Below are 24,374 nucleotides of genomic sequence, written 5' to 3' on the forward strand. Positions count from 1 at the left end.
GGCAAGCCAGCTCCCACAGGTTTTGTGAGCGACGCAAATCCCCTGTGGGAGCTGGCTTGCCAGCGATGCTTTTAGGTCGCCCACCGCGGTTTCCGCTTTTGCACAAAAGCCATGGTGCCCTCGATCCCTTCGTCGCCAGTCACTGCTTCGCTAAACCACTGCGCGGCCTCATCAAGCAATTCCCTGGACGGCTGCCCAGCACTCGCCAACAACAATTTCTTGGTCATCGCATTCGCCTCGGGCGCGCAACACAGCACATGCTGCAACACTTCATCGAGTCGCTCGGCCAGCGCTTGGGCATCCTGCTCGACAAAGTGCGCCAGCCCCAGACGCCGTGCCTGATGCCCATCGAAACGCGCCGCCGTCAGCGCCAATCTTCGGGTTTCGGTCAGGCCGATACGTTGCACAACAAACGGCGCAATCTGCGCCGGCAGCAAGCCGAGGCTGGTTTCCGGCAGGCCGAATTGCGCCTGATGGTCGGCAATCGCGATATCACTGACACACGCCAGCCCGAAACCGCCGCCAAGCACCGCGCCTTGCAGCACCGTGATCAGCACTTGCGGCGCGTGCTGTGCTTCCTCCAGCAAGGCACCGAACGCGCGATTCAAATCGCGGTAAGCCTCGACGCCCTGAGCGCGTGCATTGGCCATGTCCTTGATATCGCCGCCGGCACAGAAATGCCCATCGGCCCCGCTGAGCACCAGTGCCCGAACAGCGCGGTCATCGCACACAGCCGCCAGCACCGCGCGCAGTTCGCTGACCATCTGCAGGCTCATCGCATTGCGACTGTCCGGCCGATTGAGGGTGATGTGCAGCACGCCGCCATGCAGTTCCAGCAACAGCGTCTGACATTGCGGCAGGTTGCTCATTTCTTTTTCCCCGGCAGGATGCCCATCAGTTTGCAGATGATCCCCAGCATGATTTCGTCGGCGCCGCCGCCAATCGATACCAGCCGCACATCGCGGTAGGCGCGGGCCACCGGGTTGTCCCACATGAAGCCCATGCCGCCCCAATATTGCAGACAGCTGTCGCTGACTTCGCGGCCGAGGCGCCCGGCCTTGAGCTTGGCCATCGACGCCAGCCGTGTCACATCCTGACCTTTCACGTATTGCTCGGTCGCCTGATAGACCAGCGCGCGCAGGCATTCGATTTCGGTCTGCAATTCGGCGAGGCGGAAGTGGATGACCTGGTTGTCGATCAGCGCATTGCCGAAGGTCTTGCGCTCCTTGCAGTACTCGATGGTGCTGTCGACGCAATATTCCAGGCCCTTGATCATGTTCGCCGCACCGAACAGACGTTCTTCCTGAAACTGCAGCATCTGCATCATGAACCCGGCGCCTTCATGGCCGATGCGATTGCGCTGGGGCACGCGTACGTTGTCGAAAAACACCTGTGCGGTTTCCGAACTGCGCATGCCGAGTTTGTCGAGGTGCGAACTGAGGCTGATCCCCGGCGTGTTCATCGGCACCATGATCAGCGACTTGTTGATGTGCGGTTTGTCGTCCGAAGTGTTGGCCAGCAGGCAGATGAAATCGGCGCTCGGCGAGTTGGTGATCCACATTTTGCTGCCGTTGATCACATAGTCGTCGCCGTCCTTGCGCGCGGTGGTTTTCAGCCCGGCGACGTCGGAGCCGGCGCCGACTTCAGAGACACCGATGCAGCCGACCTGCTCACCAGTGATCGCCGGACGCAGGAACTCTTCGCGCAGTTCATCAGAGCCGAAGCGGGCGAGGGCGGGGGTGCACATGTCGGTCTGCACGCCGATCGACATCGGAATGCCGCCGCAGTGAATGGTGCCGAACTCTTCGGCAGCGACAATCGAATAGCTGTAGTCGAGGCCCATGCCGCCGAATTTTTCCGGCTTGGAAATACCGAGCAAACCGAGGTCGCCGGCCTTGCGGAAAATTTCGTGAATGGGAAAGCGTCCGGCCTTTTCCCATTCATCGACGTGCGGATTGATCTCGTGCTCGACGAACTGGCGGACGGTACGGCGCAGGGCTTCGTGTTCCGGGGTGAAGATCATTGTTATTGTTCTCCGTAAGATCCGTGGCGGTCAGAACCGGCTGACGCCGAAGCTGTTGGGTTGCAACGTGCGAATGTCGGCTTCGTGACAGATATCGAGCAAATAACCGAGCAGGGTGCGCGTGTCGCGCGGATCGATCAGCCCGTCGTCCCACAGGTTGGCGCTGCCATAAAGCGCGGTGGACTGGCTGTCGAGTTTCTGCGCGGTGACCTGTTCGAGCATGTCGAGCATCTTCGGGTCCGGCGTCAAGCCGTCCTTGAGCTGTTTGGCTTCGGTAACGATGCGCAACACCTTGCCGGCCTGCGCACCGCCCATCACCGCCGTGCGGCTGTTCGGCCAGGCGAAGATGAAGCGCGGGTCGAGGCCGCGGCCGCACATCGCATAGTTGCCGGCACCGTAGGAACCGCCGACGACGATGGTCAGTTTAGGCACCCTTGCATTGGCCACCGCTTGAATCAGTTTCGAGCCGTGTTTGATCACGCCTTGCTGCTCGGATTCGGTGCCGACCATGAAGCCGGTGGTGTTGTGGAAAAACAGCAGCGGGGTCTGGCTCTGGTCACACAACTGGATGAACTGCGCCGCTTTGCTTGCACCGTTCGGGGTGATCGGGCCGTTGTTGCCAATGAACCCGCAGGCGCGGCCCTGAATCTTCACTTGGCCGCAGATGGTTTGCTGATCGAACTCGCCCTTGAATTCGACGAAGCAGGATTCATCGGCGATGCGCGCGATGATTTCGCGCACGTCGTAAGGCTTTTTCGGATCATCGGGGATCAGCCCGAGCAATTCATCGATCGGGTAAAGCGGCTCTTTGTATTGCGGCTCCGGCAGCCACGGCAGTTGCTCGTTCCATGGCAGCATACGGAGGATTTCACGCACCTGACGCACGCCATCGGCATCGTTTTCCGCGAGGTATTCAGCCGTGCCAGCGACTTGCGCGTGCATCTCGGCACCACCCAGTTCTTCATCGGTGGCGACTTCGCCGGTGGCGGCTCTGAGCAACGGCGGGCCGGCCAAAAACAGCTTGGCCTTACCGCGCACCACCACCACGTAATCCGACAGCCCCGGCTGATAGGCGCCGCCCGCCGTCGCCGAGCCGTGCACCACAGTGATCTGCGGCAAGCCCATTGCTGACATCCGCGCCTGATTGGCAAAACTGCGCGCGCCTTCGACGAAAATCTCGGCGGCGTAATTGAGGTTGGCGCCACCGCTCTCGGCGAGGGTGATCACCGGCAGTTTGTTTTCCTGAGCGATCTGTTGCAGGCGCAGGGATTTTTTCAGGCCGCTGGGCGAGATCGTGCCGCCCTTGATCGCGCTGTTGTTCGCCACGATCATCGCGCGGATGCCGCAGACGTAACCGATACCGGCGATCAGCCCGCCACCGGCCGAACTGCCATCCTTGTCGTCATGCAATTTGTAGCCGGCGAGGCTGGCCAGTTCGAGGAATGGCGCACCGGGATCAAGCAACAGGTTCAGGCGCTCGCGCGGCAGCAGTTGCCCGCGCTTGTCGAATTTCGCTTTGGCTTCGGCGGCTTTGTTCAGCAGGTTCTGTTCGAGTTGCTGCACTTGTTCGATGGCCGTAAGCATGGCCGCACGGTTGCGGGCGAAAGCCTCGCTGTGCGGATCGAGTCGGGACTGAATCTGCGGCATGGCTTACTCCTTGTCCTTGAGGACATCGGGAAGGTACGCCCGGTGGAACCCGTTGAACGACTCGCTGTGAGTGGCCTTGTGCAACGGCCATGCACGACTGCCGAGGCTGGCTGCGCCATCGATTTTCAAGGTGCTGCCACTGATGAACGCCGCCGCCGGGCTGAGCAGAAATACAATCGCCGCGCTGACTTCCGATTCGGTGCCGATGCGCTTGAGCGGTACATGTTCACGCAGGGTTGGAATCACCGCTTTGAACGCGCCTTCGTAAGTGTCCATGCCGCTGGAGGCGATCCAGCCCGGCGCCACCGCGTTGACCCGCACGCCGGCATGACCCCATTCGAACGCGGCGGTTTTGGTGAAGTTGTCCATGCCCGAACGCGCTGCGCCGGAGTGGCCCATGCCGGGCATGCCACCCCACATGTCGGCGAGCATGTTGACGATATTGCCGCCGTGTTTGCTCATCGACTGGTTGAACACTTCGCGAGCCATCAGGAAACCGCCGACCAGATTGGTGCGCAACACGGTTTCGAAACCTTTCTGATTGATCGAGGCCAAGGGCGACGGGTACTGGCCGCCGGCATTGTTGACCAGACCATGGATCGGCCCGTGTTCGGCAATCAGTTCTTTCACCAATTGCTTCACCGCTTCTTCATCGCGTATATCGCAGGCCTTCCAGGATGCGCGGCCACCGTCCTCGGCGATTTCGGTGGCGACTTTTTCGAGCTTCTCCGGCTTGCGCCCGACCAGCAGCACATTGGCCCCGAGCGCTGCCAGTTCATGCGCGGTGCAGCGACCGATGCCACTGCCGCCGCCGGTAACGATGATGGTCTGGCCGCTGAACAGATCGGCGTTGAAAATCGACGCGTAAGCCATGCAAACCCTCCTCTAGTCGAGCTGTTCGGCGATGCTCTGTGGCACCGGGATCTGGATTTCCAACAGTTGCTGGGCGAAGGCTTTGCCTTGCGGGTCGATGCGCAGACTGGCCACGCCACCACCGCCAAGCGCGTTTTCCAAAAGAAAATTCAAACTGTGGGTGCCGGGCAGATACCAGCGCTCGACCCGGCCGTGGATCGGGTCGAGCACGTGGCTCATCCAGTCGACGATAACGGCTGGGGTCAGTGCTTCGGCGATCCACGCTAGGTACTCGGGTTTGCGCGGCATGACGCCGATGTTGCTGTGATTGCCTTTGTCACCGGAGCGCGCCACGGCCAGTTTCACCAAGGCCACGCTGGCATCGGCGCGGCCCTGTGGTTTGGGCGGCTGATGGGGCAGAGGTAAATTCTCGCTGTCGAGCGCGCTCAGTGAGGGCAGGGAGCATGGATAGTGTTCACCGGCCATGTCGATGTGCAGCGAGCAAGCGCTTTTCTCGATCAGAAAGGAGAACAGACGGATCAACGGATACACCGTCGGCCGTCCGCCGACGATGCCGGTCAGCCCCGGTGCCATGCCGGTGGCGGCCTGGGCGATTTCCCGGGAGAACAGCACCAGTGCCTGTTTCAGCGGGTGGCGCACGGCGAGTTTGATCACCACTTCACGGCTGTCGCGGCGCTTGCCATGAGGGCCGTAGGTGGCTTCGCTGCCGAGCAGTTCGATGTTGATTTCGCTGTAGGGCGCCCAGCCGCGCTGGCTGAACATTTCCGAAGTCTTGTCGATGATCGCCTGACTGACGCGTCGTGCCTTATCCACCGCATCGATGCCGGCGATCAGGCAACTGGCGGTACAGCGAAAGCCATCCGGATAGGTGGCGCTGACCTTGTATTTATCCGGCGGCGGCAGGCCTTTGGCGCCGTGGACATGAACGAGGTTTTTGCCTTGTTGCTGAAGTTTGACCTGAGTGAAATCGCAGACCACGTCAGGCAACAGATACGCCTGCGGATCGCCGATTTCATACAGCATCTGCTCGCCAACGGTCAGTGGTGTGACCAGGCCGCCAGTGCCTTCAGGCTTGCTGACGATGAATTGGCCGTCGGCGCTGACTTCGACGATAGGGAAACCGATATGCTCGTAATCCGGCACCTCGCGCCAATCGGTGAAATTGCCGCCGGTGCATTGCGCGCCGCACTCGATGATGTGCCCGGCCAGCGCGGCCTGGGCGAGTTTGTCGTAGTCGTGCCACGACCAGCCGAATTCATGCACCAGCGCCGCACTGACCACGGCGCTGTCAACCACGCGCCCGGTGATGACGATGTCGGCGCCCAGGCGCAAGGCTTCGACAATGCCCGGCGCGCCGAGGTAGGCGTTGGTCGATACGCACATCGGCGGCAGCGGGGCGCCGCTGAACATCTCGGTGATGCCGCTGAGTTGTTTGAATTGTGGTTGCAGGTCATCGCCGAGTAACACGGCGATTTTCAGCAGGACGCCGGCCTTGTCGCAGGCCGCTTGCAGGGCGGCGGCGCAGGCTTGTGGATTGACCCCGCCGGCATTGCTGATGACGCGGATGTTCTGCTCGGCCAACTGCGGCAACAGAGGCGTGAGCACTTCGATGAAGTCGCCGGCGAACCCCGCCTGCGGATCCTTCATGCGTGCGCCGGCCATGATCGACATGGTGATCTCGGCGAGGTAGTCGAACACCAGATAGTCCAGCTTGCCGCCCTCCACCAACTGCGCGGCGGCGGTGGACGTATCTCCCCAGAATGCACTGGCGCATCCGATGCGAACGGTGGTGGGCATTTTTATCTCCGACTCAGCAACCTGCGACAGAAGTGTCTGGAGGCTACCAAGCAAGCGCTTGGTTTGTAAACAGTTGAAACTATCTTCTGCCCAAGCGCTTGCTTGGTTGCCGCTGGCGGCTTAAATTGCGCGCAACCCTGCGGTTTCAGGGGGCAACAGACTGATCGACTGTAGGAGAGAACGGGTGGACGAGCAAAAAGCCCTGAGGGTCATGCGTGATTTGGTCGACGAGGGCCAATTGACCGACCCCGACAGCGCCCGTGGCAAATTGCTGCAAGTGGCCGCTCACCTGTTCCGTAACAAAGGCTATGAACGCACCACAGTGCGCGATCTGGCCGGCGCAGTCGGTATCCAGTCGGGAAGCATTTTTCATCACTTCAAAAGCAAGGATGAAATCCTCCGCGCGGTGATGGAAGAAACCATCCGCTACAACACTGCGTTGATGCGTGCTGCACTCGCCGATGCGGCTGATGTGCGCGAGCGCGTGCTGGCGCTGATCCGCTGCGAATTGCAGTCGATCATGGGCGGCAGCGGTGAAGCCATGGCGGTGCTGGTCTACGAATGGCGCTCGCTGTCCGAAGAGGGCCAGGCCAAAGTGCTGGCGTTGCGCGATGTTTACGAAGACATCTGGCTGCAAGTGCTGGGTGAAGCCAAAGACGCCGGATTTATTCGTGGCGATGTATTTATTACCCGACGTTTCCTCACCGGCGCACTGTCGTGGACGACCACATGGTTCCGTGCCGGCGGCAGTTTGAGCCTCGATCAGTTGGCCGACGAGGCGTTGATTCTGGTCCTTGAAGCGCGTTGAAGCACTTTCTATCCGGCCGGGAAACTGGCTAACTTGGCGAAACCGCCTAGCTTGAATGCATTGATCGGTATTTTTTCGGGGAGTGGGGTGTTTTGAAGTCTTCGCCAATTCGGACGGCCGCGGGTTTGATGCTCGCAGCGCTGGCTGCATTTTGGGTTTTGCCCGCTCAGGCAGCGCAACTGGTTCGGGTCGGCGCGGCGCATTTTCCGCCTTACACCATTCGCCCGGAGAACGGTGCCGACACAGGCCTCCTGCCGCAACTGGTCGAGGCCCTCAATCGTTTGCAAAGCGACTATCAGTTCGTCCTCGTGCCGACCTCGATTCCCCGGCGTTTCGGTGATTTCAAGCAGGGCCGGATCGACATGGCGATTTTCGAGAATCCTGATTGGGGCTGGAAAGACATTCCGCACACGGATGTCGACATGGGCCTCGAGGATGCGGAGATTTTCGTCGCGCAACGCGAGGACGGTCGTCAGCAGAACTATTTTGCCGACCTCACCGGCAAGCGCCTCGCGCTGTTCAGCGGTTATCACTACGAATTCGCCAACTTCAACGCCGACCCCAAATTTCTTGCACAGAATTACAAGGCCACGCTGACCTATTCCCACGACAGCAATCTGCTGATGGTCCTTCGTAGTCGCGCCGATATCGCCTTGGTGACCCGTTCCTATCTGTTCGATTACCTGCTGCGTAACGAGAAGGTGCGCGACGAGTTGCTGGTGTCACAACGTATCGATCAGGTCTATCACCACTACGCGATTCTTCGCCCGACGGCGCCGATTACCGGTGCGGCGTTTGGCAAGCTGCTTAAGGGGCTGCGCGACAACGGTGAAATGCTGAAAATTTTCGAGCCTTACAAGATTGCGGTGGTACCGGTGCCGAAGTAACGGCGTGTCATGCCCATCCGTTGGTCGGATACCTGGCTGACCCTGTCAGATCTGACAGTAGACGCCGTATTGGCTTCAGGTTTTGATTCCTTTCCACACCCGCTCTTTGTGAGCGGCTTGAGAAAAAGGAATTTGCCATGTCCAATCCATCCCCGATTTCACTGCGTTGTGTGCCTGCTCCATTCGTAGAGCAAGCCAGCGAGAATGTCCTCACCTTGAACAAACCCGATGGTTCGACCGGCATTACAGTCGAAGTGTCGAGGTGGCCCTTTATGGCGCTCGGGCAACCGACGACGCTGCATGCCTGTGGTCAGACAAGCGATGGTTCGCCAATCATGTTGCGCATCGCCGATGCTGAACCATTGACGCAGCAGGAATTTGAGGAGGGCTGGCGCAGAACGATTGCGTGGGATGACCTGCAGGATCTGAAACACAACAGTCAACTGATGCTTATTTTTCAGCTGGCCCTGAATAACGCGGGTTGTGATTGCCCACTGCTGTTTCCTCCGATCAGCCTCAAAGTGCGAGTTCCCTTCGAGGATCTGACGACCTTCTCCGACGCTGAAGAAGCGCCCTGGAACGGCTGGACAAAAGGCCCGGCTGCAATCGACCCCGGAGATCTGGTTGTCGCCAAGGACGAGGACATCTACGTTCTCAACAACCGCACGTACACCAACGCATCGGCTGGCATCATTCTGGAAAAAAACTTCGCGAACCTTGAAGCCGGTACGCGTTATGAGTTCGGTCTACAGGTTCGTCGAACCAACACCAGCTCCAGTGTGCCGAGTCTGTCGCTTGCAGCAGGCACCCAGACCGTCACTGAAGCCAAGGATTTTCCAGCCATGACTTGGGAATCACTGGAGGGCACGTTTACTGCGGATTCTTCGCAGTGCACGTTGGCAATCATCAGTCATACGGCGAGTGGCAGCGGAAACGATTACGCAATCAAAAGGATCTGTGTCAGGTCTGTTTAGTTTGAGAACATGGGGTTTGCCAGCTTCAGAGAGCCCCGCCAGCAAACAGCATCGTTAGATTGTTGGTGGGGATCTCTAAATTTTCCGGGCGCGATCACGTTCCAGCATTTAACTGTCGACGATTATCGTGAGCCCGACCCATGTCCAATCTGAATGACCTGACTGCCCTGGCCTTGCCTTCGGGCAGTCAACTGATCGCTGATGCAACTGAAAGCCGTCTGAGCCTTAGCCTGGACGGGCAACCGCTGATCCGCCTGCGCCTTGATCGGGAGGTCAAGGGGCCGATCCAGATCGATGAGCGCTTTGCGCTGCCGCCCGGGCAGGCGTTATGGGCGGCCTGTTACTGGCTGTTCGCGCGGGATCCGGCGTGCCAGCAATTGACTTGGCAACTCGATCAGCCACCCACCGAAGCCTTGCTCAGTGGCTTGCTGGTGAACACCGACGTGGCGGGTGAATACCGCTGCGAACGCACGTTGTTCTGGCAATTGCCGCAACCTTGGCTCGGCACATCGCTAACCGGCAGCTACCCGCAGCAAATGGTCATCAGCCAATGCAAGCGCCATCCACTGCGGCCGGTGAAGCCGCGCGGTGAAGTGTATCGGCGTTTCGATGCCCGTCTGGGCGCGTGGATTTCCCTGCGCACGGTAGAGATCGAAGAGGATTTGCCGCGTTTCAACCGCTGGCAGAACAGTCCGCGCGTTGCCAGTTTCTGGCAGGAAGAGGGCAGCCTCGAGAAGCACCGCGAATACCTGAGCAAGCTCGATGCCGATCCGCACACGCTGACCTTGATCGGCTGTTTCGATGATCAGCCGTTTGCCTATTTCGAAGCCTACTGGGCCAAGGAAGACCGCATTGCGCCGTTCTACGATGCCGACAATTACGATCGCGGCATTCACATGCTGGTCGGCGAGGAGGATCACCGTGGCCCGCACAAAGTGGCGAGCTGGCTATCGGCGCTGGTGCATTACCTGTTTCTCGATGATCCGCGCACTCAGCGTGTGGTCGCTGAGCCTCGGGCCGACAACGCGAAGATGATCGGCCACATGCAGAATCAGTGTTTCCACTGTGAGAAGGAGTTCGACTTTCCGCACAAGCGCGCGGCGCTGATGATGCTGGGGCGTGAGCGGTTTTTTGATCGGTGCAAATTGGCCTGAGGTGATTTAAAAGCAAAAGATCGCAGCCTTCGGCAGCTCCTACAGAGGAATGCATTTCCATGTGAGAGCTGCCGAAGGCTGCGATCTTTTTTATCTGGCGACGCGGTCTTAACGACGACCGGCAATCACCGCATCCTGACGGCTGCCCGAGACCTTGCGGCAGTGCACCAGCGCATCACGAATCATGAAGTTGACCAGGGTTGGCGAAACGCCGAGCTCCTTGGCGATGTCCTTTTGCGGCACGCCATGCAGGCGGTACATCTCGAATGCATAGCGCGTGCGGCTGGGCAGTTCGGTCAGCGCGTCGGCGATGTTTTCCAGGGTCGAGAAGTTGATGTGCGAGGTTTCCGGCGAAGCACCTTGAATAACCACGTTCAGCCCTTCCTCTTCAGGGCCGGAGTACTTCTGCTCAAGCGCCTGTTTGCGGTAGTGATCGATGGCCAGGTTGCGCACGATCTGGAACAGATAGCTCAGTTGCGCCTTGATCGACGACGTGATTGGTGGCGCCGATTGCAGTCGGAAAAACGCATCCTGCACCACATCTTCGGCGCGCGACCGGCAGCCGGTAATACGGGCTGCAATCTTGACCAGAATCAGTCGATTGTCGACGAATGCCTGAAGTAGCGGTGAATCGCACTTGCTTGTGGATACTTGTTCCGTCATGGAAATCACCTTGCTGCCAAATAGGTTAGTGGGACGCCTGGGGACGAGGCCGTCCTACACATCGAGCGACAAATTATGTTGAATGATAATGATTGTCAATTGAGAAAGAGAAGTAATGCGCCACAAAGGTGCGATGTGAGAACTGCGACACGCCGCCACACCCCGGCCCCATTGGCGATCCAGCCTGCCGACTAATTATTTCAAGACGTCATCCGTTCTCATTGGTGAATGGTTCCGGGTGCACGACCCCGGCCAGACAGCATTCCAGCGCCTTGCGCGGTCGGCACAGACCGCGCCCAGCAGGCCCTTCGCGGGGCGTGACGCAGCAACCCGATTCCATTAGCAAGCCGAATTCAGGCAGGAAACCTCATGACCGACGCGTTCGAACTCCCCAGCACCCTGGTCCAAGCCCTTCAGCGCCGCGCGGCCCTGACGCCGGATCGACTGGCCTTGCGTTTTCTTGCCGAAAGCGAAGAGCAGGCTGTGGTACTCAGTTATCGCGAACTGGATGAGCGCGCGCGCACTATTGCGGCCGCATTGCAGGTCGAAGCCGAATTCGGCGACCGCGCGGTGCTGTTGTTTCCCAGCGGCCCGGATTACGTCGCGGCCTTCTTTGGATGCTTGTACGCCGGCGTGATCGCGGTGCCGGCTTATCCGCCGGAATCTGCGCGGCGTCATCACCAGGAGCGGTTGCTGTCGATCATTGCCGACGCCGAACCGCGTCTGCTACTGACCAGCGCCGACTTGCGCGACGCCTTGCAGCAGATCGAAGGCGCGCCGCCGTTGCTGTGTGTCGACACTCTCGACCGCACGCAGGCCGAAAGCTGGGTTGAACCGAGCTTGCCGCAAGACCATATCGCTTTCCTGCAATACACCTCCGGCTCCACCGCGCTGCCCAAAGGTGTGCAGGTCAGCCACGGCAATCTGGTCGCCAATGAACTGTTGATCCGTCACGGTTTCGGCATCGATGTAAATCCGGACGACGTGATCGTCAGCTGGCTGCCGCTGTATCACGACATGGGTTTGATCGGCGGTCTGTTGCAGCCGATTTTCAGCGGCGTACCGTGCATCCTGATGTCGCCAGCGTACTTCCTCGGCCGGCCTTTGCGCTGGCTGGAAGCGATCAGCCAATACGGCGGCACCATCAGCGGCGGGCCCGACTTCGCCTATCGCCTGTGCAGCGAGCGGGTCAGCGAATCGGCACTTGAACGCCTCGACCTGAGCCGCTGGCGCGTGGCCTATTCCGGCTCCGAGCCGATCCGTCTCGACACCCTCGAGCGCTTCGCCGAGAAGTTCACTGCGTGCGGCTTCAGCGCAGACAGTTTCATGGCCTCGTACGGTCTGGCCGAAGCGACGCTATTCGTCGCCGGCACCCCGCGCGGCACCGGCATCCCGGCACTGCGCGTGGACGATCAGGCGCTGGCGCAAAACCGTGCGGCGCCGGGTGAGGGCAGCCCGATCATGAGCTGCGGCATCAGCCAGCCGGAACACGCCGTGCTGATCGTCGAACCCAATACCCTCGAAGCGCTGGCCGACAATGCTGTCGGCGAAGTCTGGGCTACGGGTCCGAGCATCGCCCTCGGCTATTGGCGCAACCCGGAAGCCAGCGCCAAGACGTTTGTCCAGCATGCCGGCCGCACCTGGCTGCGCACCGGTGACCTGGGCTTCGTCCGCAACGGCGAACTGTTCATCACCGGGCGCCTGAAAGACATGCTCATCGTGCGCGGCCACAACCTCTATCCGCAGGACATCGAGAAGACCGTCGAGAACGAAGTGGAAGTGGTGCGCAAGGGCCGCGTCGCTGCATTCGCGATCAATCAGAATGGCGAAGAAGGCATCGGCATCGCCGCGGAAATCAGCCGCAGCGTGCAAAAAATCCTGCCGCCGGAAGCCTTGATCAAAGCGATCCGCCAAGCGGTAGCCGAGGCGTATCAGGAGGCACCAAGCGTTGTTGTACTGCTCAATCCAGGCGCCTTGCCGAAAACCTCCAGCGGCAAATTACAGCGTTCGGCGTGCCGCAATCGTCTGGCCGATGGCAGCCTCGACAGCTACGCGGTGTTCCCGTCGACCACAGCCGAAACCGCAGAGTCGGCCACCAGCGCCTCCGAACTCGAAGCGTTGATCGGCAACATCTGGGCCGAACAACTCAACGTCAAACAGGTCAACGCCGACGATCACTTCTTCCTGCTCGGCGGCAACTCGATCGCCGCCACGCAAGTGATCGCCCGGGTTCGCGAAGAACTCAGCCTTGAGCTGAGCCTGCGTCTGCTCTTCGAAGCCCCGACACTGTCGGCATTCGCTGCTGCCGTGGCGCAACAGCAACAGGACGGCGGCAGCGCCCAAGGCGCAATCATTGCGTTGTCGCGCTCCGAGCCAATGCCACAATCGCTGGCGCAAAACCGTCTGTGGATCACCTGGCAACTCGACCCGCAGAGCAGCGCCTACAACATTCCCGGTGCCCTGCGTTTACGCGGCGAACTGGACGAAGACGCCTTGCGCACCAGTTTCCAGCAACTGATCGAACGCCATGAATCGCTGCGCACGCGTTTCTTTGAGCGCGACGGCGTGGCCCTGCAACAAGTCGCTGCCGCCGCCGAATTCAATCTGCAACTGATCGACATCAGCGACCTGCCGGCCCATGAGCGCGAGGCCCGTGCGCAACAAATCCGCGAAGATGAAGCGCGCACCCAGTTCGACCTGGAGAAAGGCCCGCTGCTGTGGGTGACGCTGGTGCGTCTCGACGACGAAGATCACCAACTGCTGGTGACGCTGCACCACATCATCGCCGACGGCTGGTCGCTGAACGTATTGATCGACGAATTTTCGCGCCTGTACGCCGCCGCTTCGCAGGGCGCGACCGCGACCCTTGCGCCGCTGCCAACCCAGTACGCCGACTACGGCAGTTGGCAGCGCCAATGGCTGGCGCAGGGCGAGGGCGAGCGGCAACTGGCGTACTGGAAAACGCAGTTGGGTGACGAACATCCGACCCTGGAACTGGCCACTGATCATCCGCGCTCGACCCAACAAAACCACAGTGCCGCGCGCCACACCGTGCGTTTGGGCGCGCACCTCAGCGAGGCGATCCGCAACACCGCGCAAGCGCAACAAGCGACGCCGTTCATGCTGCTGCTCTCGGCATTCCAGAGCCTGCTGCATCGCTACAGCGGTCAGCGCGACATTCGCATCGGCGTACCCAACGCCAACCGTCCGCGCCTGGAAACCCAAGGCCTGATCGGTTTCTTCATCAACACCCAAGTGCTGCGTGCGCAAATCGATTCGCGCCTGTCGTTTGTCGAGCTGCTGGCCCAGACCCGTCAAGCCGCACTCGGTGCGCAAGCGAATCAGGATCTGCCCTTCGAACAACTGCTCGAAGCCTTCCCGCAAGCCCGTGAACAAGGCTTGTTCCAGGTCATGTTCAACCATCAGCAACGCGACCTGAGCGCACTCAAGCGTCTGCCGGGTCTGCTCGCCGAAGAACTGCCGTGGCACAGCCGCGAAGCCAAGTTCGACCTGCAACTGCACAGCGAAGAAGACCGTAACGGTCGCCTGACGCTGTCGTTCGACTACGCCAGTGAACTGTTCGATTCGGCCACCATCGAGCGTCTGGCCGAACACTTCAGCAACCTGTTGCGCGAAGTCTGCGAACGCCCGGAGCAAGCCATCGGCGACCTGCAGCTGTTGACCGTCGGCGAACACGACCAGCATAAAAACTGGAGCGTCGCACCGTGCACCCCGGCGCAACAATGGCTGCCGGAACGGCTCAACGAACAGGTGCGAAAAACCCCGGAACGCACCGCGCTGGTGTGGGACGGTGGCAGCCTCGACTTCGCCGAACTGCACACGCAGGCCAACCGCCTCGCGCACTACCTGCGCGACAAAGGCGTCGGCCCGGATGTATGCGTGGCTATCGCCGCCGAGCGCTCGCCGCAACTGTTGATCGGTCTGTTGGCGATCATCAAGGCCGGTGGCGCCTATGTGCCGCTGGACCCGGATTATCCGGCTGATCGTCTCGCCTACATGCTCAGCGACAGCGGCGTCGAATTGCTGCTGACCCAAACCGAATTGCTCGAGCGTTTGCCGGCCAGCGACGGCGTCAGCGTGATCGCCATGGATGCGTTGCACCTGGAAAACTGGCCGAGCCAGGCGCCAGGTCCGCACCTGCACGGCGACAACCTCGCCTACGTGATCTACACCTCGGGTTCCACCGGCCAACCGAAAGGCGTCGGCAACACTCACGCCGCGCTGGCCGAACGTCTGCAATGGATGCAGAACGCTTACGCCCTCAATGAAACAGATGTGCTGATGCAAAAGGCACCGATCAGTTTCGACGTGTCGGTGTGGGAATGCTTCTGGCCGCTGATCACTGGCGCGCGTCTGCTGATCGCCGGCGCCGGTGAACACCGCGATCCGCATCGCATTGCGCAGCTTGTTCAGGCCTATGGCGTGACCACGCTGCACTTTGTGCCGCCACTGCTCTCGCTGTTCATCGACGAACCGCTGAGCGCCGAATGCACCAGCCTGCGCCGGGTATTCTCCGGTGGTGAAGCGCTGCCCGCCGAACTGCGCAACCGCGTGTTGGCGCAACTGCCGGCGGTGCAATTGCACAACCGTTACGGCCCGACCGAAACCGCAATCAACGTCACCCACTGGCATTGCACCCCTGCCGATGGCGAACGTTCGCCGATCGGTCGTCCGTTGGGCAACGTGATTTGCCGCGTGCTCGACGCCGATCTCAATCCGGTGCCGGCCGGCGTGCCGGGTGAGCTGTGCATCAGCGGTATCGGTCTGGCTCGCGGTTACCTTGGCCGTCCATCGTTGACCGCGGAACGTTTTGTGGTCGATCCGCTGGGCGAGCAGGGCGCACGTTTGTACCGCACCGGCGACCGCGCGCGCTGGACGTCCGACGGCGTCATCGAATACCTCGGCCGTCTCGACCAGCAAGTCAAACTGCGTGGCTTCCGCGTCGAACCGGAAGAAATCGAAGCGCGTCTGCTCGCCCAGAACGGCGTCGCCCAAGCCGTGGTGCTAGTGCGCGAAACCGCTGCCGGCGCGCAGCTGATCGGTTACTTCACCGCGACCGATACAAGCGAAGTTGCAGACGAACACATCACGCGCCTGAAAACCGCGCTGGCCGCCGAGCTGCCGGAGTACATGGTCCCGGCACAACTGATGCGTTTGGACGCAATGCCTCTGAGCCCGAGCGGCAAACTCGACCGCCGTGCCTTGCCCGAGCCGCAATGGCAAGTACGTGAACACGTCGAGCCGGTGACTGCACTGCAACAGCAGATCGCCGCGATCTGGCGCGAAGTGCTCGGTCTGGCGCAAGTTGGCCTGCGCGACGACTTCTTCGCCCTCGGCGGTCACTCGCTGCTGGCCACGCAAATCATCTCGCGCACCCGTCAGGCCTGCGACGTCGAACTGCCGTTGCGCGCCTTGTTCGAGCACAGCGAGCTGGCTGATTTCGCCGAGCAGATCCGCCTGATCCAGGCCAGCGGCCGCACCAACAAACAGCCGCCGATCGACAAGGTCGATCGCAGCCAACCGGTGCCCTTGTCGTACTCGCAACAGCGCATGTGGTTCCTCTGGCAGATGGAGCCGGACAGCCCGGCGTACAACGTCGGCGGCATGGCGCGTCTGCGTGGCGTGTTGCATGTCGAGCGTTTCGAAGCCGCGTTGCAAGCGTTGATCCTGCGTCACGAAACCCTGCGCACCACCTTCCCGAGCGTCGACGGCGTCGCCCGCCAACAGGTGCATGCCGAAACCGGCGTACGCATGGGCTGGAAGGATTTCTCAAAACTTTCCGCCGACGTGCGCGAGCAAAAGGTTCAGCAATTCGCCGACGAAGAAGCGCATCTGCCGTTCGATCTGGAAAGCGGCCCGCTGCTGCGCGCCTGTCTGGTGAAAACCGCCGAGCAGGAGCATTACTTTGTCCTGACTCTGCACCACATCGTCACCGAAGGCTGGGCGATGGATATTTTCGCCCGCGAACTCAGTGCGCTGTACGAAGCGTTTGTCGATGACCGTGATTCGCCGCTTGAGCCGCTGCCCGTGCAGTACCTCGATTACAGCGTCTGGCAGCGCAACTGGCTGGAATCCGGCGAGCGTCAGCGCCAACTCGACTACTGGACCGCGCAACTCGGTCGTGAACATCCGCTGCTGGAACTGCCGGGTGACCGTCCGCGTCCGCCGGTACAAAGCCATCAGGGCGAACTGTTCCGCTTCGACCTGAGCGACGATCTTGCCGCGCGGGTTCGTGCCTTCAATGCGCAAAACGGCCTGACCCTGTTCATGACCATGACCGCCGCGCTCGCGACATTGCTTTACCGCTACAGCGGCCAGACCGATCTGCGCATCGGCGCGCCAGTGGCTAACCGTATTCGCCCGGAAAGCGAAGGGCTGATCGGTGCGTTCCTCAACACCCAGGTGCTGCGTTGTCAGCTCGACGGCATGATGTCGGTCGGCGAGTTGTTCGAGCAGGTGCGTCACACCGTGATCGAAGGCCAGTCGCATCAGGATCTGCCGTTCGATCATCTGGTCGAAGCCTTGCAGCCGCCGCGCAGTGCCGCCTACAACCCGTTGTTCCAAGTAATGTGCAACGTGCAGCGCTGGGAATTCCAGCAGAGCCGCATGCTCGCCGGCATGACCGTCGAGTATTTGGCCAACGATGCGCGGGCGACCAAGTTCGACCTCAATCTGGAAGTCACCGACCTCGACCATCGCCTCGGTTGCTGCCTGACTTACAGCACCGATTTGTTCGACGAGCCGACCATCGCGCGCATGGCCAAACATTGGCGCAACCTGCTGGAAGCGCTGATCGCCGATCCGCAACAGCGTCTAAGCGAATTGCCGCTGCTCGATGCGCCTGAGCAACAACACCTGCTCGACAGCCTCGGCGTCGAGCCGGGTGAGCATCGTCTCGATCAGTGCATTCATCACCTGTTCGCCGAACAGGCACTGGCGCGCAAAGACGCGCCGGCCCTGACTTTCGCCGGGCAAACCCTGAGCTACGCCGAACTCGACGCCCGCGCCAATCGCTTGGCCTGGGCCTTGCGTGAACGGGGTGTCGGCCCGCAAGTGCGCGTTGGCCTGGCGCTGGAGCGTTCGCTGGAGATGGTCATCGGCTTGCTGGCGATTCTCAAGGCTGGCGGCGCCTATGTGCCGCTGGACCCGGAATACCCGCTCGACCGTCTGCACTACATGATCGAAGACAGTCGCATTGGTCTGCTGCTCAGTGATCGCGCAATGTTCAAAGCCCTTGGCGATCTGCCGCCAAGCGTGGCGCGCTGGTGCCTGGAAGATGACAGCGCAGCACTCGCTGCTTATCCGGCCAGCGAGCTGCCGTTTATCAGCCTGCCGCAACATCAGGCCTACCTGATTTACACCTCGGGCTCGACCGGCAAACCGAAAGGCGTAGTGGTCTCCCACGGCGAAATCGCCATGCACTGCCAAGCCGTGATCGAGCGGTTTGGCATGCGCCCGGATGACTGCGAACTGCATTTCTATTCGATCAACTTCGATGCGGCGACCGAGCGTCTGTTGGTGCCGCTGCTCAGTGGTGCGCAGGTTGTATTGCGTGCACAAGGTCAGTGGGACGCGGAAGAAATCTGCGGTTTGATCCGCACGCATAAAATCAACGTGCTCGGTTTCACCCCGAGCTACGGTAGCCAGTTAGCGCAGTTCCTCTCGACGCAAAACGAAATCCTGCCGGTGCGGATGATCATCACCGGCGGTGAAGCATTGACCGGTGAACACCTGCAACGCATTCGTGCAGCGTTCAAACCGGCGATGTTTTTCAACGCCTATGGCCCGACGGAAACCGTGGTCATGCCACTGGCCAGTCTGGCGCCGCAGGTGCTCGAAGAGGGCGCTGGCAGTGTGCCGATCGGCAGCGTGATCGGTGCGCGCGTGGCGTACATTCTCGACGCCGATCTGGCGCTGGTGCCGCAAGGTGCGACCGGTGAATTGTTCGTCGGCGGCGCCGGTCTGGCGCAGGCCTATCACGACCGTCCGGGCATCACCGCCGAGCGTTTTGTTGCTGACCCGTTCGCCAGCGATGGCGGGCGCATGTACCGCACCGGCGACCTGGTGCGCCAGCGCGCCGATGGTTTGGTGGAATACCTGGGCCGGATCGACCATCAGGTAAAAATCCGTGGATTCCGTATCGAACTCGGCGAAATCGAAACCCGTCTGCTCGATCATGACTCGATTCGCGAAGCCGTGGTGTTGGCCCTGGATGCGCCGAGCGGCAAGCAACTGGTTGGCTATCTGGTCACCGAGATTGCCGAGCAAAACGAAACCAGACAGGCTGAACTGCGCGACGCGCTCAAGGCGCACCTCAAGGCACAACTGCCGGATTACATGGTGCCGACGCACCTGATTCTGCTGGCGAGCATGCCGCTGACCGCCAACGGCAAACTCGACCGTCGCGCCTTGCCGGCGCCGGATCCCGAGTTGAATCGTCAGGACTACGTTGCGCCAAGCAACGAACTGGAACAGACCCTGGCGCAGATCTGGTGCGAAGTGCTCAACGTCGAGCAGGTCGGTCTCAACGACAACTTCTTCGAATTGGGTGGCGACTCGATTCTGTCGATTCAAGTGGTCAGCCGTGCACGGCAACAGGGCATTCATTTCAGCCCGCGTGATCTGTTCCAGCATCAAACTGTGCAGACTTTGGCTGCTGTGGCCAGCCGCACTGAACAGGTCACGGCTGAGCAAGGTCTGGTGTCGGGTGAATCGCGCCTGACGCCGATTCAGCACTGGTTCTTCGACACTGCAATCCCCGAGCGTCAGCACTGGAATCAGGCGTTGTTGCTGGAGCCGACCGTGACCCTCGAACCGCATCGTCTGGAGCAAGCGTTGCTGGCGGTGATCGAGCAGCATGATGCCTTGCGCCTGCGCTTCACCGAGGCCAACGGTCAATGGCAAGCGACGCACCAAGCCGTCTCCGAAGCGGCCGTGGTGTGGCAAGTGCGGGTTACCTCGATGGACAAGTGCCAAGCGCTGTTCGCTGATGCGCAGTGCAGCCTTGATCTGCAAAATGGTCCGCTGGTTCGCGCCTTGCTGGTCGACGGCCCTGAAGGTCAGCAACGCCTGTTTATCGCCATCCATCACTTGGTGGTCGACGGCGTGTCGTGGCGCGTATTGCTCGACGATGTGCAAACCGTTTACCGCCAACTCGATACCGACCAAGCGGTGAAACTGCCAGCGAAAACCAGTGCCTTCAAAGACTGGGCCGCGCGTTTGCAAGCCTATGCCGGCAGCGAATCCCTGCGCGAAGAACTCAACTGGTGGCAGACCCAACTGGCCGGTCCGAGCGCCGATTTGCCGTGCGAAAACCCGCAGGGCGGCCAGCAGAATCGTCACGCGCAAACCGTCAGCGTGCGCCTCGATGCCGAGCACACCAAACAGTTGCTGCAACAGGCGCCAGCCGCCTATCGCACGCAAGTCAACGACTTGCTGCTGACCGCGCTGGCCCGTGTGCTCTGCCGCTGGAGCGGTCAACCGTCGGCACTGATTCAACTGGAAGGCCACGGTCGCGAAACCCTGTTCGACGAGATCGATCTGACCCGCACTGTCGGCTGGTTCACCAGCGCTTACCCACTGCGTCTGACCCCGCACAACATCGAAGAGGCTGCGGGGCAGGGCGCTTCGATCAAGGCGATCAAGGAGCAACTGCGCGCGGTGCCGCACAAGGGCCTGGGCTACGGCGTACTGCGTTATCTCGCCGATGATCTCAGCCAGCGCAGCATGGCCGCGTTGCCGAACGCGCCGGTCACCTTCAACTACCTCGGCCAGTTCGACCAGAGCTTCGGCAGCGGTGCGCTGTTCCGTCCGCTGGATGAAGCGGTCGGTGCCGCCCACGATCCGCACGCGCCATTGCCGAACGAACTGAGTATCGACAGTCAGGTCTACGGCGGTGAATTGCTGCTGCGCTGGACCTTCAGCGCCGAGCGTTACGACGCGCAAACCATCAACGATCTGGCCGACGCTTACCTCGGTGAGCTGCAAAGCCTGATCGCCCATTGCCTGCAAGACGAGTCCGGCGGCCTGACGCCGTCGGATTTCCCGTTGGCCAAGCTGACTCAGGCGCAACTGGATGCCTTGCCGGTACCGGCCGCGCACATCGAAGACGTTTATCCGCTGACGCCGATGCAGGAAGGCATGTTGCTGCATACCTTGCTCGAACCGGGCACCGGTCTGTACTACATGCAGGATCGCTACCGCATCAACAGCGAACTCGACCCGGAGCGTTTCGCCCAGGCGTGGCAAGCGGTGATCGCCCGTCACGAAGCGCTGCGTGCGTCGTTCTGCTGGAATGTCGGCGAAGACATGCTGCAAGTGATTCACACACCGGGTCGCACGCCGATCGAGTATCTGGACTGGAGTGCCATCGCTGAAACCGAGCAGGAACCGAAGCTGCAAGCGCTGCTGAAAAGCGAGCGCGAGGCCGGTTTCGATCTGCTCAATCAGGCGCCGTTCCACCTGCGTCTGATCAAGGTCGGCGCAGCGCGTTACTGGTTCATGATGAGCAACCACCACATTCTCATCGATGCATGGTGCCGCTCGTTGCTGATGAACGACTTCTTCGAGATTTACACCGCGTTGGGTGAGGGTCGTGAAGCGCAACTTGCCGTGCCGCCGCGTTATCGCGATTACATCGGCTGGCTGCAACGTCAGAGCCTGGCCGAAGCGCGGCAGTGGTGGCAGCACAATCTGCAAGGGTTCGAACGCACCACACCGATCCCGAGCGATCGTCCGTTCCTGCGCGAACACGCCGGTGAAAGCGGCGGCATGGTCGTTGGCGACCGCTACACCCGCCTCAATGTCGAGGACGGTGCGCGTCTGCGTGAACTGGCGCAGGCGCATCAATTGACCATCAACACTTTCGCTCAAGCCGCGTGGGCCTTGGTACTGCGCCGCATGAGTGGCGATCGTGACGTGCTCTTCGGCGTCACCGTGGCCGGGCGTCCGGTGGAAATGCCGGAGATGCAGCGTACCGTCGGCCTGTTCATCAACAGTATCGCGCTGCGGGTGAAAATGCCTGAGGACGATCAGCGCAGCAGCGTGCGTCAGTGGCTCAGCGCTTTGCTCGACAGCAACATGCAACTGCGTGAGTACGAATACCTGCCGTTGGTGAACATCCAGGAACAAAGCGAATTGCCGAAAGGCCAGCCGCTGTTTGACAGCCTGTTTGTCTTCGAAAACGCCCCGGTGGAAGTGTCGGTACTTGATCGCGCGCAGAGCCTGAATGCGACCTCGGACTCCGGCCGTACGCACACTAACTTCCCGCTGACGGCGGTGTGCTACCCGGGTGATGACCTTGGTCTGCATCTGTCCTACGACCAGCGCTATTTCGACGAATCGACCATCGAACGCATGCTCGGCGAGTTCAAGCGTTTGCTGCTGGCGCTGGTCGATGGCTTCCATGGCGACATGGCCGACCTGCCGCTGCTAGGCAGTGAGGAAGAGGAGTTTCTGCTGCACGGTTGCAACCAGAGTGCCCACGATTATCCGCTGGAGCAGAGCTACGTTGCGCTGTTCGAAGCGCAGGTCGCCGCGCATCCGCAGCGCATCGCCGCCACCTGCCTTGATCAGCAACAGAGTTACGCCGAGCTGAACCACAATGCCAACCGACTCGGCCATGCACTGGTCGCCGTGGGTGTGCAGATGGATCAACCGGTGGCCTTGCTCGCCGAACGAAATCTCGATCTGCTCGGCATGATCATTGGTAGCTTCAAGGCCGGTGCCGGTTATCTGCCGTTGGATCCGGGCCTGCCGAGTCAGCGTCTGCAACGCATCATCGAGCTGAGCCGCACGCCGGTGCTGGTCTGCAGCGAGGCGTGCCGCACACAGGCGCAGACCTTACTGGATGAATTCAGCTGCGCCGACCGTCCAAAGTTGCTGGTCTGGGAAGAGATTCAAGCGGAGGCGACGTCGGCGCAGGACCTGGGCATTTACAGCGGCCCGGACAACCTCGCTTACGTGATCTACACCTCGGGTTCGACCGGCCTGCCGAAAGGCGTGATGGTCGAGCAGCGCGGTATGCTCAACAACCAGTTGAGCAAGGTGCCGTATCTGCATCTGAGCGACGCCGACGTGATTGCACAGACCGCGTCGCAAAGCTTCGATATTTCGGTCTGGCAGTTCCTCGCCGCGCCGTTGTTCGGCGCACGGGTGGACATCGTGCCGAACACCATCGCCCACGATCCGCAAGGTTTGCTGGTGCACGTGCAAGCGCAGGGCATCACCGTCCTGGAGAGCGTGCCGTCGCTTATTCAGGGCATGCTCGCTTCGGATCGTCTGAGTCTGGATGGCCTGCGCTGGATGCTGCCGACCGGTGAGGCAATGCCGCCGGAACTGGCGCACCAATGGCTGCTGCGTTACCCGGACATTAGTCTAGTCAACGCTTATGGCCCGGCGGAATGCTCGGATGACGTGGCGTTTTTCCGTGTCGACATGGCCTCGACGCGCGGCAGTTACCTGCCGATCGGTACGCCGACCGACAACAACTTGCTCTATCTGGTCGACGGCGCGCTGGAGCTGGTGCCGCTGGGCGCGGTGGGTGAGTTGTGCGTGGCAGGCACGGGCGTCGGTCGCGGTTATGTCAGCGACCCGTTGCGCACCGCACCGGTGTTTGTGCCGAACCCGTTCGGCGCGCCGGGCGAACGTCTGTATCGCACCGGTGACCTGGCGCGGCGTCGCAGTGACGGTGTGCTGGAGTACGTTGGCCGGGTTGACGATCAGGTGAAGATTCGCGGTTATCGCATCGAGCTGGGCGAAATCGAGGCGCGTCTGCATGAGCAACCGGAAGTGCGCGATGGCGCAGTCGGTGTGCAGGAAGGCGTCAACGGCAAGCACTTGGTCGGCTATCTGGTGGCGGCCGATTCGGCACTCAATCCGAGTGAACGCCTGGAGCGGATCAAACAGCGCCTGCGCGCCGAGTTGCCTGAATACATGGTGCCGCTGCACTGGTTGTGGCTCGATCAGCTGCCGCTCAATGCCAACGGCAAACTCGACCGCAAAGCCTTGCCGGCACTGGAGATCGGCCAGTTGCAGAGTCAGGATTATCTGGCCCCGCGCAATGAACTGGAGCAGACCCTGGCGGATGTTTGGGCCGAGGTGCTGAAGGTCGAGAAGGTCGGCGTACGCGACAACTTCTTCGAACTGGGCGGGCATTCGTTGCTGGCCACGCAGATCGCCTCGCGGGTGCAGAAAACCCTGCAGCGCGATGTGCCGTTGCGGGCGATGTTCGAGTGCAGCACGGTGGAGGAGCTGGCCGAGTACATTGATGGACTGACGGCGAGTGATATCACCGAGGAGAAGGTCGATCGGTTGAATGATCTGATGGCGGAGCTGGAGGGCCTTTGATTCTCTAGTGCCTGTAGTGGCCTTATCGCTGGCAAGCCAGCTCCCACAGTAATCGAGTGTAGCCACAGATTTTGTGTTCACTCTGGAACCTGTGGGAGCTGGCTTGCCAGCGATGGCGTCAGCGCGTTCAACACAATTAAACCAGTACAATCGCGTACATTTCCAGGGTTGACGACCAGC

At 61.0% G+C, this 24,374-nt stretch carries 11 protein-coding genes; 5 read left to right on the forward strand and 6 right to left on the reverse strand.

Annotation, left to right across the window (positions count from 1 at the left end):
• Positions 1 to 71: 71 nt before the first annotated feature.
• The 5 genes from PMI23_RS01200 to PMI23_RS01220 are packed head-to-tail and all read right to left on the reverse strand — an operon-like array spanning position 72 to position 6,340.
• Positions 72 to 869 carry an enoyl-CoA hydratase/isomerase family protein gene (locus PMI23_RS01200; RefSeq protein WP_007908682.1) on the reverse strand — a complete coding sequence of 266 codons (798 nt, stop codon included), beginning with the start codon at positions 867 to 869 and terminating at the stop codon, positions 72 to 74.
• Positions 866 to 2,023: a citronellyl-CoA dehydrogenase gene (atuD, locus tag PMI23_RS01205; protein WP_007908685.1), complete on the reverse strand. Its 1,158-nt coding sequence runs from the start codon at positions 2,021 to 2,023 to the stop codon at positions 866 to 868. The genes PMI23_RS01200 and atuD overlap by 4 nt, the downstream gene beginning before the upstream one ends.
• 30 nt (positions 2,024 to 2,053) lie before the next feature.
• On the reverse strand, positions 2,054 to 3,670 hold the full coding sequence (locus PMI23_RS01210; RefSeq protein WP_007908687.1) for an acyl-CoA carboxylase subunit beta: 1,617 nt from the start codon (positions 3,668 to 3,670) through the stop codon (positions 2,054 to 2,056).
• A 3-nt stretch (positions 3,671 to 3,673) separates the two neighbouring features.
• Positions 3,674 to 4,543, reverse strand: a complete 870-nt coding sequence (locus PMI23_RS01215) for an SDR family oxidoreductase (RefSeq protein WP_007908689.1) — start codon at positions 4,541 to 4,543, stop codon at positions 3,674 to 3,676.
• A 12-nt stretch (positions 4,544 to 4,555) separates the two neighbouring features.
• On the reverse strand, positions 4,556 to 6,340 hold the full coding sequence (locus tag PMI23_RS01220) for an acyclic terpene utilization AtuA family protein (RefSeq protein ID WP_007908691.1): 1,785 nt from the start codon (positions 6,338 to 6,340) through the stop codon (positions 4,556 to 4,558).
• A gap of 184 nt (positions 6,341 to 6,524) precedes the next feature.
• Between PMI23_RS01220 and PMI23_RS01225 the strand changes: the two genes are divergently transcribed.
• The 4 genes from PMI23_RS01225 (at position 6,525) to PMI23_RS01240 (ending at position 10,163) form a co-directional block, all read left to right on the forward strand.
• Positions 6,525 to 7,148 carry a TetR/AcrR family transcriptional regulator gene (locus PMI23_RS01225; RefSeq protein WP_007908692.1) on the forward strand — a complete coding sequence of 208 codons (624 nt, stop codon included), beginning with the start codon at positions 6,525 to 6,527 and terminating at the stop codon, positions 7,146 to 7,148.
• A 92-nt stretch (positions 7,149 to 7,240) separates the two neighbouring features.
• Entirely contained in the window at positions 7,241 to 8,035 is a 795-nt protein-coding gene (locus PMI23_RS01230; protein ID WP_007908693.1) for a substrate-binding periplasmic protein, read from the forward strand.
• Positions 8,036 to 8,172: 137 nt separating this feature from the next.
• Entirely contained in the window at positions 8,173 to 9,009 is an 837-nt protein-coding gene (locus PMI23_RS01235; protein WP_007908694.1) for a hypothetical protein, read from the forward strand.
• Between the two features lie 140 nt (positions 9,010 to 9,149).
• Positions 9,150 to 10,163 carry a GNAT family N-acetyltransferase gene (locus PMI23_RS01240; RefSeq protein ID WP_007908695.1) on the forward strand — a complete coding sequence of 338 codons (1,014 nt, stop codon included), beginning with the start codon at positions 9,150 to 9,152 and terminating at the stop codon, positions 10,161 to 10,163.
• Between the two features lie 108 nt (positions 10,164 to 10,271).
• Here the strand turns inward: PMI23_RS01240 and PMI23_RS01245 are convergent, their stop codons facing one another.
• Entirely contained in the window at positions 10,272 to 10,826 is a 555-nt protein-coding gene (locus PMI23_RS01245) for an RNA polymerase factor sigma-70 (RefSeq protein ID WP_007908696.1), read from the reverse strand.
• Positions 10,827 to 11,195: 369 nt separating this feature from the next.
• Here PMI23_RS01245 and PMI23_RS01250 point away from each other — a divergent pair, with 369 nt between their 5' ends.
• A complete protein-coding gene (locus PMI23_RS01250) occupies positions 11,196 to 24,194 on the forward strand; it encodes a non-ribosomal peptide synthetase (protein WP_007908697.1) in 12,999 nt (4,332 codons plus the stop codon).
• Positions 24,195 to 24,374 lie beyond the last annotated feature (180 nt).

Source organism: Pseudomonas sp. GM24, assembly GCF_000282235.1.
Classification (GTDB): domain Bacteria; phylum Pseudomonadota; class Gammaproteobacteria; order Pseudomonadales; family Pseudomonadaceae; genus Aquipseudomonas.